Origin of the sequence: Gordonia bronchialis DSM 43247 (genome assembly GCF_000024785.1) — a bacterium.
Lineage (GTDB): Bacteria > Actinomycetota > Actinomycetes > Mycobacteriales > Mycobacteriaceae > Gordonia > Gordonia bronchialis.
On record NC_013441.1, the window covers coordinates 1938944 to 1954261 of the forward strand.

The 15318-nt window shown below is 67.9% G+C and carries 15 protein-coding genes; 10 read left to right on the forward strand and 5 right to left on the reverse strand.

Going from position 1 to position 15318, the window contains the following annotated elements; translation table 11 throughout:
- Position 1: 1 nt before the first annotated feature.
- Entirely contained in the window at positions 2-925 is a 924-nt protein-coding gene (locus tag GBRO_RS09130) for a glycosyltransferase family 2 protein (protein ID WP_012833672.1), read from the forward strand.
- Between the two features lie 42 nt (positions 926-967).
- Entirely contained in the window at positions 968-2080 is a 1113-nt protein-coding gene (gene manB, locus GBRO_RS09135; protein WP_012833673.1) for a mannose-1-phosphate guanylyltransferase, read from the forward strand.
- Between the two features lie 9 nt (positions 2081-2089).
- Here manB and GBRO_RS09140 read toward each other — a convergent pair whose 3' ends face one another.
- Positions 2090-2728 (reverse strand): O-methyltransferase, encoded by a 639-nt coding sequence (locus tag GBRO_RS09140; RefSeq protein ID WP_012833674.1) that lies wholly within the window; start codon positions 2726-2728, stop codon positions 2090-2092.
- Between the two features lie 224 nt (positions 2729-2952).
- Here GBRO_RS09140 and sigE point away from each other — a divergent pair, with 224 nt between their 5' ends.
- From sigE to tatB, 4 genes are all read left to right on the forward strand, one after another.
- Positions 2953-3594: an RNA polymerase sigma factor SigE gene (sigE, locus tag GBRO_RS09145; RefSeq protein WP_256596329.1), complete on the forward strand. Its 642-nt coding sequence runs from the start codon at positions 2953-2955 to the stop codon at positions 3592-3594.
- A gap of 178 nt (positions 3595-3772) precedes the next feature.
- A complete protein-coding gene (locus GBRO_RS09150) occupies positions 3773-4288 on the forward strand; it encodes a hypothetical protein (RefSeq protein ID WP_041919825.1) in 516 nt (171 codons plus the stop codon).
- Between the two features lie 37 nt (positions 4289-4325).
- Complete coding sequence (locus GBRO_RS09155) at positions 4326-5942, forward strand: trypsin-like peptidase domain-containing protein (protein WP_052298382.1); 1617 nt, start codon at positions 4326-4328, stop codon at positions 5940-5942.
- A gap of 8 nt (positions 5943-5950) precedes the next feature.
- Positions 5951-6433, forward strand: coding sequence for a Sec-independent protein translocase protein TatB (gene tatB / locus GBRO_RS09160; protein WP_012833678.1), 483 nt, complete (start codon positions 5951-5953; stop codon positions 6431-6433).
- Positions 6434-6465: 32 nt separating this feature from the next.
- Here tatB and GBRO_RS09165 read toward each other — a convergent pair whose 3' ends face one another.
- The 4 genes from GBRO_RS09165 to GBRO_RS09180 all read right to left on the reverse strand — a co-directional run bounded on the left by GBRO_RS09165 (position 6466) and on the right by GBRO_RS09180 (position 10933).
- Positions 6466-7611, reverse strand: coding sequence for an Mrp/NBP35 family ATP-binding protein (locus GBRO_RS09165; RefSeq protein WP_012833679.1), 1146 nt, complete (start codon positions 7609-7611; stop codon positions 6466-6468).
- A 10-nt stretch (positions 7612-7621) separates the two neighbouring features.
- Complete coding sequence (locus GBRO_RS09170) at positions 7622-8755, reverse strand: lytic transglycosylase domain-containing protein (protein ID WP_012833680.1); 1134 nt, start codon at positions 8753-8755, stop codon at positions 7622-7624.
- 334 nt (positions 8756-9089) lie between these two features.
- Entirely contained in the window at positions 9090-9620 is a 531-nt protein-coding gene (locus GBRO_RS09175) for a DUF1003 domain-containing protein (protein WP_012833681.1), read from the reverse strand.
- Entirely contained in the window at positions 9617-10933 is a 1317-nt protein-coding gene (locus GBRO_RS09180; RefSeq protein ID WP_012833682.1) for a magnesium transporter MgtE N-terminal domain-containing protein, read from the reverse strand. Before GBRO_RS09180 ends, GBRO_RS09175 begins: the two co-directional genes overlap by 4 nt.
- A gap of 68 nt (positions 10934-11001) precedes the next feature.
- Between GBRO_RS09180 and GBRO_RS09185 the strand changes: the two genes are divergently transcribed.
- From GBRO_RS09185 to GBRO_RS09200, 4 genes are all read left to right on the forward strand, one after another.
- Complete coding sequence (locus GBRO_RS09185; RefSeq protein WP_012833683.1) at positions 11002-11490, forward strand: general stress protein; 489 nt, start codon at positions 11002-11004, stop codon at positions 11488-11490.
- Positions 11491-11577: 87 nt separating this feature from the next.
- Positions 11578-13194 (forward strand): extracellular solute-binding protein, encoded by a 1617-nt coding sequence (locus GBRO_RS09190; protein ID WP_172491655.1) that lies wholly within the window; start codon positions 11578-11580, stop codon positions 13192-13194.
- Positions 13191-14483 (forward strand): carbohydrate ABC transporter permease, encoded by a 1293-nt coding sequence (locus tag GBRO_RS26305; RefSeq protein WP_370452892.1) that lies wholly within the window; start codon positions 13191-13193, stop codon positions 14481-14483. Before GBRO_RS09190 ends, GBRO_RS26305 begins: the two co-directional genes overlap by 4 nt.
- Positions 14484-14486: 3 nt before the next feature.
- On the forward strand, positions 14487-15317 hold the full coding sequence (locus tag GBRO_RS09200; protein WP_012833686.1) for a carbohydrate ABC transporter permease: 831 nt from the start codon (positions 14487-14489) through the stop codon (positions 15315-15317).
- The last annotated feature ends 1 nt before the right edge of the window (position 15318 follow it).

The window sequence follows — 15318 nt, forward strand, 5'->3', positions numbered from 1 at the left end:
GGTGTCTGCCCCAACACCGGCGTCCCCGGAGTTCGCCGTCGTCACCGTCACCTACTGGTCGGGTGACTACCTGACGACCTTTCTGCGCAGTCTGGACGTCGCGTCCGAGCAGCGGCCGTCGGTGATCATCGCCGACAACGGTTCCGGTGACGGAGCGCCGGAGGCCGCCGAACGTGACCACGAGCGGGTGAGGTTGGTGCGCACCGGCGGAAACATCGGCTACGGCGGCGCCATCAACCGCGCCGTGGCCGACCTGGACCCCGACGTCGAATACGTGGTGATCGCCAATCCCGACATCGAGTGGCTGCCCGGAGCCATCGACGAGCTCCTCGACGCCGCGCGCCGATGGCCGGATGCGGGCGCGTTGGGGCCGCTGATCCGCGAACCCGACGGCACCGTTTACCCGTCGGCCCGCCGGGTCCCCGATCTGATCTCGGGCACCGGTCACGCGATCCTCGGCACGGTGTGGAAATCCAATCCGTGGACGGCGGCCTACCGCGACGACGACGCCGAGCCATCCGAACGAACCACCGGTTGGTTGTCGGGATCGTGTCTATTGGTGCGGCGCAAGGCATTCGACGCCATCAGTGGTTTCGACCCGCGGTATTTCATGTACATGGAGGACGTCGATCTCGGTGACCGGCTGGGTCGTGCCGGCTGGTCCAACGTCTACGTCCCGTCGGCCGAGGTGATCCACACCAAGGGGCACACCGCCGGACGCAACCCGGAGAAGATGCTGCCCGCGCATCATCGCAGCGCCTACCGATTCCAGGCGGACCGCAATCCGGGGGTCCTGCGGGCGCCGCTGCGCCTGGTCCTACATGCCGGGCTGGCAGTGCGGTCACGGCTCGCCGTCCGTGCAGCCCGCCGGGGACTGCGCGATGATGCCCAGACCGGCACCGACGGACAGGCACAGAACTCATGACGGCGGCCGGCGTTGCGGTCACCACCGAGGAAGGACAGACACGTGGACGAGAACACCGTGGGGGGCTCGGTGTCCGACGCCGGTTCCGGCGAGGTCCAGGCAGTGGTGCTGGTCGGCGGAAAAGGCACCCGGCTGCGGCCGCTCACCCTGTCCGCGCCCAAGCCGATGTTGCCGACCGCCGGGCTGCCGTTCCTGACCCACCTGTTGTCGCGCATCCGGGCGGCAGGCATCCGGGACGTCGTGCTGAGCACCTCGTTCAAGGCGAATGTGTTCAGTGAGTACTACGGCGATGGCTCCAAACTGGGTCTACGGCTCACCTACGTCACCGAGGAGTCACCGTTGGGCACCGGCGGTGGTATCCGCAACGTGCTCGACGTGATCACCGCCGACACCGTCGTCGTGTTCAACGGTGACGTCCTCGGCGGTACCGACGTCCGCGAGGTCATCGACGGCCATCGGCAGTCGGGTGCCGACGTGACCCTGCACCTCGTCCGGGTCAGTGACCCCCGCGCGTTCGGCTGCGTGCCCACCGACGACGAGGGCCGGGTGACGGCATTCCTGGAGAAGACACAGGACCCGCCGACCGACCAGATCAACGCCGGCACCTACGTGTTCCGCCGCGAGATCATCGAATCGATCCCGGCCGGTATCCCGGTGTCGGTCGAACGCGAGGTCTTCCCCCGACTGTTGCTCGAGGGCAAACACATTCACGGCCACGTCGACCACGCCTACTGGCGCGACATGGGCACCCCCGAGGACTTCGTCCGCGGATCGGCCGACCTCGTGCGCGGCATCGCACCCTCGCCCGCGCTCGGTGACCGGCACGGCGAGTCGCTGGTGCACGAGGGCGCCGGGGTGGGGCCGGGCGCCCTGCTCATCGGGGGGACGGTCGTGGGGCGCGGTGCCGAGGTCGGCCCACGCGCCCGGCTCGACGGCGCGGTCATCTTCGACGGCGCCGTGATCGAGGCCGGGGCCGTGGTGGAACGCAGCATCGTCGGGTTCGGTGCGCGCGTGGGACCGCGGGCGCTGATCCGGGACACGGTGATCGGCGACGGCGCCGACATCGGGGCCCGCTGCGAACTGTTGCGCGGTGCGCGGGTGTGGCCCGGCATCCAGATCCCCGACAACGGGGTTCGGTTCTCGACCGACGTGTGAGCGGACCGCTCAGCGTGCCTTGGCGGCGGCGAGGACACCGGCACCGAGCGGGATGACCACCGGCAGGAGCTGCTCGTCGTCGGCGATGATCATGGCCGCCTCCCGGGCGGCGGCGGTCACCGGGTCGTTGCGGCCGGGATCGCCGACCGCACCGTCGGCGGTGGCGTTGTGCACCACCACCACACCGCCGGGCCGCAGCATCCGGATGGCCTCGCGCACGTAACGCGGGTGATCGATCAGCGGGCCGTCGACGAACACCAGGTCATAGGACGCGTCGGTGAGGCGGGGGAGCACCTCGGTGGGGGTGCCGTTGATCAGACGCGTCCGCCCGGCCGGGATGTCGCCGCCGGCAAAGGAGCGCCGCGCGGCGCGGTGATGCTCGGGTTCGGGGTCGATCGTCGTCAGCACACCATCGGGCGCCATCCCGTTGAGCAGCCACAATCCGCTCACGCCGGTCCCGGTGCCGATCTCGACGACGGCACGTGCGTCGGTCGCGCGGGCCAAGAGCGCCAGCAGCGCGCCCACCGAGGGACTCACCGGGTTCGTGCCCAGCTCCGCCGCGCGGGTACGGGCGGCCAGCAGGGCGTCGTCCTCGACGATGGCCGACTCCGCATAGGAGATGAGGGCCGGCGATGATGAGTCGGTCACACATCGAGGTTAATCCGCAGCCCGGACGAACGCGCGGACGGCACGCCAACCCGGCGGCCGCACTTCCTCAGCGAAACCTCAGCCGACTCACACTGCGACCACACCACGGTGGGAGAGGGTGATTCTCGAGGCCGGGCGACCGGTGCCGGAATACCCGCCATGGTGTCCGATGTTCACCCAAGTGAACGCATGGGACACTGGAATCGAATCGCCACGATGTCAGGTTGACCGAGCAGCGAGAAAGGAACACACCACCCACGATGACTGATCCCCTGGAGTCCGCCGACACCGTCCCTGCCGGGACTGCCGGGTTCGACGCCACCGGCAACGATCTGTTGATGCCGTCCTGGGACGAACTGGTGCGTGAGCACGCCGATCGTGTGTACCGCCTCGCCTATCGCCTCTCGGGAAATCAGCACGACGCCGAGGACCTGACCCAGGAGACGTTCATCCGCGTGTTCCGGTCGCTGTCGAATTATCGGCCCGGAACCTTCGAGGGCTGGTTGCACCGCATCACCACCAACCTGTTCCTGGACATGGTGCGTCGCCGCAACAAGATCCGCATGGAGGCGCTGCCCGAGGAGTACGACCGCGTACCGGCCGACACCCCGGACCCGCAGCAGGTCTTCGATGCCACCAACCTCGATCCCGACCTGCAACGCGCGCTCGACTCGCTGGCCCCGGAATTCCGCGCCGCAGTGGTGTTGTGCGACATCGAGGGTCTGTCCTACGAGGAGATCGCCACGACGCTCGGCGTCAAGCTCGGCACCGTGCGCAGCCGTATCCACCGAGGTCGGCAGACCATCCGCGATGCTCTCGCCGCCCAGGGGCACACCAGCAGCCGGTCGGTTGCCGTGGGCCGCTGACCTGTCCCGGCGTCGGACACCCGACATGAACTCGGCCGGCCGGGAACCTTGCCACCGTCGGCGACGTTGTCACTTTCGGATAAGCTGGGACGCCGCACGCCCACCCACACCAATGTGATCGCGTGCGACCAGGCCACGGTGCTACGGCGACGAACGTCGCGGAAAGGGGTGAACGACGATGATGGATGGTCATCGAGGTCGGCCAACCCGAGGTGCGCAGGTCGGGGAGCCGGGTTCGTCACCCTCTTTCCGTCGTCGCCGCTCCGCGTGGGACCCGTCCCGGTGGACACCCGCGCCGTCGTCGATCGAACCCAACCGCGGCTACCGTGCTCCCGGCAGGCCCGGTGGTCGCCGATTCGCGCCGACCGAGCATCTCGCTCCGGAGGCCGTCGCGGCCTTCGTCGACGGCGAACTCGGCATGACCGCCCACATGCGCGCCACCCATCACCTCGCCCTCTGCCCGGAGTGCGTGGCCGCCGTCGACGCCCAGACCTCGGCGCGGGCCCGCCTACGCGAATCGGGTCGGGTCTCGATCCCCGATTCACTGCTCAGTCAGCTGACCCAGATCCCGACGCGCGAGATCGACATGACCTCGGGGGACGCCGCCACCGACCGGATGCCGGGTGCTTTCCCGGCGTCGTCCATCCCCGCGCCGATGACACGCGGCCGGATGACGCGTCGGTGGGGCCGCTGATTTGGACCGCAACAACGAAGTGAACGGTGGCGGGGACGTGAACGACGGCGGTGCGAACGACAGCGACGGTGCCGACACCAGGGGCGCTGACAACAAGGGCGCTGACAACAGGGACGCTGACAACAGGGACCCGAACAGCGGTAACGCTCGGGAGGCGATTTTCTCCCCATTCGCGCGCCCGGAGAACCCGGGCGCCGGGGCAACGGTCGTCGGCGATCCCGCCGCCACGTCGCGTCGCAGCCTGCATGTGCCGGTCTCGCCGGGAACCGCTCAGGTCTTCGGTCGGCCCGACGGTGCGCACGGATCGTTCGCGACCTCGCCGTCGACGCAAACTCCCCAACCGCACATCGCTCCGCCCGACCCGGTGCTCGCGGAGGCGTTCGGCCGGCCCGCGGGTTCCGACGAGACCCTGCAGCGCGACCCGCTCGCGACCTATGGCGAAGCCGACGACGAGCCGGCGCCGGCCGACCCGTGGCGCGACCCGGAGAGCCCGGCGCATCTCGACACCCCCGCGGTCGCCGTCGCCACGCCCGCCCCACCGAGCGCTCCCGGTCCCAAACTGGGAGTGCGCGACATCCTCTTCGGCAACCGCGTCAGTTGGGTGGCCCTCGTGGTGCTCGCGGTCATCGCGCTGCTCATCGGCATTCTCGGCGGGCTGATGGGCCGGATGACCGCCGGCACTTCGGCGCCCCTGCACAGCAACACCGTCGAACTGTCCACCGACGACTCCACCGGTAACGGCGACCCGCGTTCGCCCGTCGCCCGCGTGGTGCAGGCGGTGGAACGCTCAGTGGTGGAGATCGACGTCCGTACCGCGAGCGCGTCGGGGACGGGGTCGGGTTTCGTGATCAGTCCCCAGGGCTACATCCTCACGAACAATCACGTGATCTCGATGGCCGCGACCGAACGCAGCGCCAGGCTGGAGGTCGTCTTCTTCGATCGCCAGCGTGTGCCCGCACGGGTCGTCGGGCGCGACCCCAAGACCGACCTCGCGGTGATCAAGGTCGACAACGTCGCCAACCTGGTGGTCGCGAAGCTGGGTAACTCCGGTGACCTGCAGATCGGTGAAGAGGTCGTCGCCTTCGGTTCGCCACTCGGCCTCAACCGAACCGTGACCAGCGGAATCGTCAGCGCGCTCAACCGTGCCGTGGCGTTGGCGCCGGATGCGGAATCCGACACCGACGCGGTCATCGACGCCATCCAGACCGACGCGGCGATCAACCCCGGCAACTCGGGCGGCCCGCTGGTGAACGATCGCGCGCAGGTCGTCGGCATCAACACCGCCATCCGCAGCGGTGGTGGCGGCTCGATCGGACTGGGCTTCGCGATCCCGATCAGCCAGGCCGAACCAATCGCGCAGACCCTCATCCGTGACGGTGCGGTCAAGCACCCACAGATCGGGGTCAACGTCAGCTCGGTCCGCAACGAACGCGTTCTCGGGGCCCAGGTCCGCAACGTGGTCAGCGGTGGTCCCGCCGATCGTGCCGGACTGCGCGAGAACGACGTGATCGTGCAGTTCAACGGCCGGCCGGTGGAAAGCGCCGACGAGTTGAATGTCGCGGTGCGTACCGCGAAGATCGGCGAGTCAGTACCATTCAAGTACTCCCGGGACAATCGGGTGTTCACCGGCACCATCACGCCCGTCAGTGACTGAGGCATCCCATGTTCAGCAGCATCGGTTGGGGAGAGATCGCGATCCTGGTGATCGCGGGTCTCATCATCCTCGGTCCGGAACGCCTGCCCGGAGCCATCTCCTGGACGTTCAAATCCCTGCGTCAGGTCCGTGACTATGCGACGGGTGCGACCAGCCAGCTCAAGGACGAACTGGGCACCGACTTCGAGGACCTGCGCAAACCGCTGGCCGAACTGAACGAATTGCGTGGCATGACCCCGCGGTCGATTGTCACCAAACACCTGCTCGACGGGGACGACTCCGTCTTCCGGATGGTCTCCGACGCAACGACTTTCGACCGGACGGCGGATACGCCGGCGGTCAAGCCGGTATCTGCGCCGATGCCCGAGACGCCGACGCCCGAGTCAACGGATCGCCAGGGGTCGAACACGAGCGGGACGAAGCGTCCGGGCGTCGAGATGCGCAAGCACAGCAACCGTAAACCGGCGGTGGAGGACTGGGACGCCACCTGAGTGGTTCGCGCCGGGGAGACCTCGCTTCGAGATCAGTCGTGGCGTACCGTGTCGAGTCCGAGACTCATCCCGGCCAGGCCGCGTTTGCGAACCGCCAGCCGCTCCGCGATCGTCCGCAACGCCGACCCGGACGCCGACTCGGGCGCCGACAACACCACCGGCACGCCGGCGTCACCGCCCTCACGCAGAGTCGTCTCCAGCGGAACCTGCCCGAGCAACTCCACCGGCGCGCCCACGGCGCGGGTGAGTCGTTGCGCCACCTGCTCGCCGCCGCCGGCGCCGAACGGCTCCATCCGCGTGCCGTCGGGCAGTTCGAGCCAGGACATGTTCTCCACGACCCCGAGAATCTTCTGGCGGGTCTGCAGGGCGATCGCGCCGGCCCGCTCGGCCACCTCGGCAGCCGCCTGCTGCGGGGTGGTGATCACCAGGATCTCGGCACCGGGGATCAGCTGGGCGATCGAGATGGCGACATCACCGGTGCCGGGCGGCAGATCGAGCAGCAGGACGTCGAGATCGCCCCAGTACACATCGGCGAGGAACTGCTGAAGAGCGCGGTGCAGCATCGGTCCACGCCAGGTCACCGGGGTGTTGCCGTCGGTGAACTGGCCGATCGAGATGAACTTCACGCCATGGCTGATCGGCGGCATGATCATCTTCTCGACCTGTGTCGGCTTCGCATCGCTGCCCAGCATCCGCGGAACCGAATGGCCGTAGATGTCCGCGTCGAGGACGCCCACGCTGAGTCCGCGTGCGGCCAGCGCGGTCGCGAGATTGACCGTCACACTCGACTTGCCGACGCCGCCCTTGCCGGAAGCCACCGCATACACCCGGGTCAATGAGCCGGGCTGGGCAAACGGGATCACCGGCTCCGCCTTGTCGCCACGCAACTTCTTGCGCAGCTCGGTGCGTTGCTCGTCGTTCATCACGTCGAGATCCACGCGGACGGTGCCGGCGCCGGGGACGTCCGCGACGGCACTCCGGACGCGGTCGGCGATCTCGTTGCGCATCGGGCAGCCCGACGTCGTCAGGTAGACCGACACGTCGATACTCGCGTCGTCGTTGATCGACACCGATTTGACCATGCCGATCTCGGTGATGGGCTTACCGATCTCGGGGTCGCGAACCTTGCTCAACGCAGCGCGAACCGAGGATTCCGTGGGGGAGACTCCGATTGTCATCCCCACCAGCCTACCGTCGGGGCACCGGGGTGGAATCCGCGGTCGGCGGAGTGGTCTGGGCACGACCGGAGCGGGGCGCCTCCTGGCGCGGAGCGTTCTGTTTGGGTGTCGCCCGGGGCTGGCCCGGCAGCGGCGGCAGGGTGATCGTCGGAAGGCAGATCACCAGGCAGGGCGGCGGGGTGGACGTCGTGCTCGACGAGGTCGAGGATTCGGACTCGCTGCCGCTGGGCCGCGACGGTGTGGACGGCTTGGACGACGAGGAGCGCGATGAGGACTTCGCGTGCTTGGGTTCGGGGATCGGATTGGTCGGCATCACGCCGGTCGCGTAGGCGCCCGCCCAGCTCAGCACGTTTGCGACGTATTCCATCGAGTGGTTGTAACGCAGGACCGCGGCGACCTTGTTGCGGTCGTTCATGATGTCGGTGACCCCGGCGCAGAGGTAGCGCCCGGCCGAGTAGGTCGCGTCGAAGACGTTGTTGGGGTCGGCTTTCCCGTCACCGTTGCCGTCCGAGCCCCAGGCCGCCCAGGTGCTCGGGATGAACTGCATGGGGCCCATCGCCCGGTCGTGGCCGGAGTCGCCGTCGATGCGTCCGCCGTCGGTGTCGCGGATGACGGCGTTGCCGGCGAGCGAACCGTCGAGAACGGGTCCCGCGATGGGATTGATCGTGGTGCCGTATTGATCCACCGAACCGTTGCTCGCGTGGTTCGACTCGATGCGCCCGATCCCGGCCAGCAGGAACCACGGCAGTTTGCATTGCGGGGATTCGGCCCCGATGCGGTTCGCGGCGAGCTTGTAGGCCTGCAGGACGATGCCGGGGATGCCGAGCGGCCCGGAGGGCAGATCGGCGGCGATGCGGAACTGTGGAGCGATCGCGGCGACCGCCTTCGGAGGCGGCGGGGCGAACCCGAGCGGTGCGGTCGGCGTCGACGCGACGATCTCGGCGACGATCACCGGGAGATCGTCGGTCACCGTGGCCGTCGGTGCGATTCCGCCGTGGGCGCTCGAGGTGGCGGTGGCCAGCACCAGGGCCCCCACCACCGCGCTGCCGGTGGCGACGCTCAGGACGCGCCGCGGATACCGGTGCGGCCGGCGAGGTCCCCGGGCACGCCGGAACAGGCCGCCGCGACCCGACAGAGAACTCATCGGGTCCGACACCCGACGGTCATCGAACCCGGTACAACGCCACACGCGTCGGTCGCGCGCGGACACACCCGTTCGCTCACGTTCGCTCCGTTGCTCTCACGCATAACTCATCTGCCCCCGACAGCACGGTGAATCAGTTCACGGGCGGCACCCGGCCGACCCGAATCTGTGACCCACCATACATATGGGTCGGGTGACCCAATGCAGGAACCGTCGCATTGTGCGCTCACCTACAGAAGATCGAACCGATCGCCACAGAAGTTACCCCGCCACATCCGCAGGTGGCCGCCCCGGACCGATCAGTGGTTACCGATCAGGGAACCCGCGGGACATCTCATTCGGCCGGTCGTCGACGATGCCCGTCCGGGCGTTGGGGCTGACCGTCGTCGGGGCCACGGGTGAGTCGCTCGGTGAGCTCGTCGAGCAGATCGTCGAGTTCCTTGCGCAGGTAGTCGCGCGAGACGGTGTCGCCGACGGCGAGCCGGACGGCGGCGAGTTCGCGGGCGAGGAACTCGGTGTCGGCCTTGGTCTGGGCCGCACGGGCGCGGTCCTCGTCGAGGGCCACGCGGTCGCGGTTCTCCTGCCGATTCTGCGCCAGCAGGATCAGCGGCGCCGCGTACGCCGCCTGCGTGGAGAAGGCCAGATTGAGCAGGATGAACGGATAGGGGTCGAAGCGCAGCGACACGGCGAGCAGATTGAACGCGATCCACAGGATCACGATGACCGTCTGGATCGCGAGGTAGCGGCCGGTGCCCAGGAAGCGCGCGATGCGCTCGCTGTGCATCCCGATGACGTCGGAATCGAGGTTGAACGAGATGCCCCGGCGCGTGCTCGGGGTGTCGAGTTTGCGGCCGTGGTCGCTCATCGGCCACCCACCCGGTGAGTGTGGACGACCGTGTCCGCGGTGTCCTCGTCGGGTTCGTTCTCACGCCAGTCACGCGGCAGGATCTCGTCGAGCAGGTCGTCGACGCTGACCGCGCCGAGCAGATGCCCCTGCTCGTCGACCACGGGACCGCACACCAGGTTGTAGGTCGCGAAGTAGCGCGTCATCGACTCCAGTGAATCCTCGGGCCGCATGTGCGGGAGATCGGTGTCGAGGATGCCGCCGACGATGTTCGCCGGCGGCTCGCGCAGCATCGCCTGCAGATGGACGCAGCCCAGGTACTTGCCGGTCGGCGTGGCCGTGGGTGGCCGGACCACGAAGACGAGGCTCGCCGCGGCGGGGGTGAGATCCGGATTGCGGACCCGCGCCAGTGCCTCGGCGATCGTGGTGGACGCGGTGACCACGATCGGCTCCGAGGTCATCAGACCACCCGCGGTGTCCGGGGAGTGCAGGAGCAGGCGGCGCACCGGCTCGGACTCCTGCGGGTCCATCTCCTCGAGCAGTGCCTGTGCCTCGGTGTCGGGGAGTTCGCCGAGCAGGTCGGCGGCGTCGTCGGGGTCCATCGCCTCGAGCACGTCGACGGCGCGATCCCGTTCGAGGTGGGCGAGTACGTCGGTCTGGTCGTCGGGCGGGAGTTCCTGCAGGACGTCGGCGAGCCGCTCGTCGTCGAGGGCGGCCACGATCTCGTCGCGCCGCTTGGTCGGCAGCTCCCGCAGGGCATTGGCCACGTCGGCGGCGCGCATGCCCTCGAACTGCAGCAGTACCTGCGCGACGCCCTGACCAGGGAGATTGAGTGCGCTCTGGGTCAGGCCCCGCACGGTTGTCCACTCGACGACGTGCGTCTCGCCACGTCGCCGCAGACCGCGGCGACCGCCCCGGACCGCGACGCGGGACACCACCCAGTCGCGCGTGCGGGTCTGCTCGATGCCCAGATCGATCACCGTCACGTCGGTGCCGCCGAGTTCGGGTAGGTCGGGATCCTCGATACGCACCCGGGTGTCGAGGATCTGCCCGATCGCGAGGGCCTCGCCCGGACGCAGGTGCAGCCGGCGCAGACTGACCGTGCCGGTATTGAGGGTCACCGCGCCCGGATCGATGGTGGTGACACGCAGCATCGGGACGAAAATCCTTCGGCGCGTGGTCAATTCGACGGCGAGGCCCAGCGCACGTGGCTGTTGCCCGGGCAGACGGACGCTGATCACCACGTCGCGGACCCGGCCGATGGATTCGCCGTCCGGACCAAGGACGGCCAATCCGACTAATCTGGCCACGAACACCTTGTTCACCGACGACATGGGAGTAAGGGTAGTGGCAGAGGTCGGATCCGACCGAGCCGAGCCCGCCGTAGTCCAGAGGAGCCGAGATGACCAACCCGATGCGACCCGGCCAGCAGACCCCGGGCCTCCCGACCCCGCCGAAGGGATGGCCGATCGGCTCCTACAGCACCTATGAACAGGCTCAGCGGGCCGTCGACTACCTGTCCGATCAGGACTTCACGGTCCAGGACGTGACGATCGTCGGCGTCGATCTCATGCAGGTCGAGCGCGTGATCGGCAAACTCACCTGGGGCAAGGTGATCGGCGGCGGGGTGGTTTCCGGGGCGTGGCTCGGATTCTTCTTCGGCCTGCTGGTCTCGTTGGTGTTCACCGGCAATCCGCTCGCGCCAATCCTCATCGGCACCATCGGCGGCATCATCTTCGGCGTCATCTCGACGACGATCCCGTACGCCGCCACGCGCGGACAGCGTGATTTTGCCTCGACCATGCAGCTCGTCGCGGGGCGCTACGACGTCCTGTGCGATCCGAAGAGTGCGGAGAAGGCCCGCGACATGCTGGCTCGGCTGTCGGGCTGACCGGTCGGCACTGGGGCGTTTGACCCGCTCACCTCGTCAGGACACGGCCCGATCACAATCGGCGACGATCTGGCACGCTCATGCCGAATGTGTTGCGTGTCACGATTCTTGCCGTATAGCGTAGCCCTCCAGACGCTCACGGTGCGGTCACGTCGTGCTGCACCGCGTACGAATCGAGGAGGCTCCGTGCGGAGTTCGGTCAGCGCAGGTCCTACGAGCGGTCGGGCAGTGATACCCAGACGATCCCGAAAGCCTCTGGGGTCCAGGCGAATAGGCCGCAAATCCATCGTCGCGGCCGCCGCGCTGGCGGTGGCACTCCCGCTGCTGTCCGCATGCGGCAGTGACTATTCGCCGGGGGTGATCAACTTCTACACACCCGCCGACGGCGCGGCCACCTTCGCCAAGATCGGCGATCGGTGCTCGGCCGAGTCCAACGGCGAGTACAAGGTGGTGACCACCACACTCCCCAAGAACGCCGACGACCAGCGCGTTCAGCTGGCCCGACGCCTCGCGGGCAACGACAAGGGCCTGGACCTGATGGCGATGGACGTGGTGTGGACCGCGGAATTCGCAGACGCCGGCTGGGCGGTGGCCGTACCCGACGCGCTGGCCGCCAAGGTGAAGGCCCAGACGCTGGGTGGCCCACTGGACACCGCGACCTGGCGCAAGAAGGGTGAGGACACCGAGCGGCTGTTCGCCATCCCGATGTCGACCAACACCCAATTGCTCTGGTACCGCAAGGATGTGCTGCGCCGGATCGGTCAGGGCGGCCGCCCGGCGACCAACTGGGAGGGCATGCTCGCCAACGCACAGGAGAGCGGGGCACTGCGGCCGCCGGGACCGACCTACATCATGGTGCAGGGCAAGCAGTACGAGGGCCTGATGGTGTGGTTCAACTCGGTGCTCGCGTCCGCGGGCGGCGAGGTCGTCTCACCCGACGATCCGTCCAAGGTGACGCTCACCGACACCCCCGAGCACCGGGCGGCAACCGTACGCGCGCTGGAGATCCTGAAGGCGGTGGCCACCGCACCCGGGGCCGATCCGAGCCTCACCAACTCCGACGAGGGCGCCAGCCGCACCGGCATGGAGAAGGGTCAGGCCATCTATCAGGTCAACTGGCCGTTCGTCTTTGCCGGAATGCAGGGGAACGCGGCGCTCGGCGCGGTGCCCTTCCTCAAGAAGGAACTGACACCGTTTGCCAATCTCTTCGATGCGGAGGGCAGTGCCAAGGACTCCACCACCCCCGAGCAACTGGCGCCCCTGAACGCGAAGATGCGCCAGATCTTCGACTTCGCCCAGTATCCGGGAGTCGGTGACCGCCCGTCCAAGACGACGCTGGGCGGCTTCAACATCGCGGTTGCCGGGACATCGGCGCAGAAAGACCTGGCGTTCAAGGCGGCCGAGTGCATCACGACGCTGCGTTCGCAGCGGCAGTTCGCACTCGAGGCCGGACCGCCACCGGTCATCGGCGCCATCTACGATGACCCGGAGTTCCGTGCCGCGTACCCGATGGCCGACGACGTGAAGGTCCAGTTGCAGTCCGACCGCGCCGCCACCCGACCGAAATCACCTGTCTATCAGGCGATCTCGACGCTGATCACGGCGCGGCTGAGTCCGGTGGGCAAATGGGATCCGCAGACCATGGCCGACGAGCTCGCCGATGTAGTCCAGAAGGCCATCAACGGGGAGGGGCTGATCCCGTGACCACCGGAGACAACGAACACGACGGTCACGAGCCGCGCCGGGGTGACGAACCGGACCGGGACGCCACCGGTTCCGACGACACCCGGCCGCGCTCCGGCCGCCACGCCCTACCCGACGACTCGGTGTCCAACACCGGCTCGATCCCGGTGGCCGACAAGGTCTCCGCCACCCCGCCGGTGCACTCCGACATCTGGAAGCCGCCACCGGCGGCCGCGCCGGAGCCGGGGCAGCCGCATGAGCCCGCCCACACGGCGGCGACCACGGTCCCCGGGCCGTCGCTGACCAAATCGGAAGGCGCCGCCCCGACAGTTGGTGCCCCGACGGCTGCCGCCACCGCCGGCATCGCCACCGTCGTCGCCGAGCGGCGGGCCGCACCCGAGGACTCGGGAACTGCCAAGGGCGGCAGGGTCAGTGACGGGAAGTCGGCCGAACGGCGCCTGGCCTTCTGGCTGGTGGCCCCCGCCGCGATCATGATGCTGCTGGTGACCGGCTACCCGATCCTCTACGCCGTGTGGCTCTCGCTCAACAAGGCCAGCCTTTCGGCACCGGGCGAGCGCGAGTTCGTCTGGTTCGGCAACTACATCACCGTCCTCACCGACAGTTACTGGTGGACGGCCTTCTCGGTCACGCTGGGCATCACCATCGTCTCGGTGATCATCGAGCTGGTCCTGGGTATGGCGATCGCACTGGTGATGCACCGCACCATCTTCGGCAAGGGCACCATCCGTACCGTCGTGCTCATCCCGTACGGCATCGTGACCGTGGCGGCCGCGTTCTCCTGGTATTACGCGTGGACCCCGGACACCGGCTACCTGGCGAATCTGCTGCCCGACGGGTCGGCGCCACTGACCGAGCAGTGGCCGTCGCTGGCGATCATCGTGCTCGCCGAGGTCTGGAAGACGACGCCGTTCATGGCGCTGCTGTTGCTCGCCGGATTGGCCCTGGTGCCCGACGATCTGCTCAAGGCCGCCCAGGTGGACGGTGCCGGAGCTTGGACCCGGTTGTGGCGCATCATCATTCCGCTGATGAAGCCGGCCATCCTGGTGGCGTTGCTCTTCCGCACACTCGATGCGTTCCGCATCTTCGACAACATCTACGTGCTGACGAGCGGTAACAACAACACCTTCTCGGTCTCCATCCTCGGTTACGACAACCTGTTCGGGGCATTCAATCTCGGTGTGGGATCGGCGATCTCGATCCTCATCTTCCTGTGTGTCGCGATCATCGCGTTCATCTTCATCAAGGGCTTCGGCACCGCCGCACCCGGCACCGACGACGAGGGGAGGTAGACCATGCAGCACAGTGCGAAATCCAAGGCCTGGTGGTCGATCGCGAACATTCTGGTGATCCTGTACGCGGTCATCCCACTGCTGTGGATCATCAGCCTCTCCTTCAAGTCCCAGGCAACGGTGCTGGACGGCAACTTCATTCCGCAGGAATGGACGCTGGAGAACTACAAGGGCATCTTCAAGACGAGCGCCTTCACCTCCGCGCTCATCAACTCGATCGGCATCGGCCTGATCACCACACTGATCGCGGTGGTCCTGGGCACGATGGCCGCCTACGCCGTGGCCCGCCTCGACTTCCCGGGTAAGAAGGTGCTCATCGGTGCGGCGTTGCTCATCGCGATGTTCCCCCAGATCTCGTTGGTGACACCGCTGTTCAACATCGAGCGCCGCCTGGGGCTGTTCGACACCTGGCCCGGTCTGATCCTGCCGTACATCACCTTCGCCCTGCCGCTGGCGATCTACACCCTGTCGGCGTTCTTCCGCGAGATCCCGTGGGAGCTGGAGAAGGCGGCCAAGATGGACGGCGCCACACCGTGGCAGGCGTTCTCGAAGGTGATCACCCCGCTGGCCGCACCCGGTGTGGTGACCGCGGCGATCCTGGTGTTCATCTTCGCCTGGAACGACCTGCTCCTCGCCCTGTCGTTGACGTCCACCGAACGCGCGATCACCGCGCCGGTGGCGATCGCGAACTTCACCGGTTCCAGTCAGTTCCAGGAACCGACGGGATCGATCGCCGCCGCAGCCGTGGTCATCACCATCCCGATCATCATTTTCGTGCTCTTCTTCCAACGTCGAATCGTGGCCGGCCTGACCTCCGGCGCCGTGAAGGGATAAC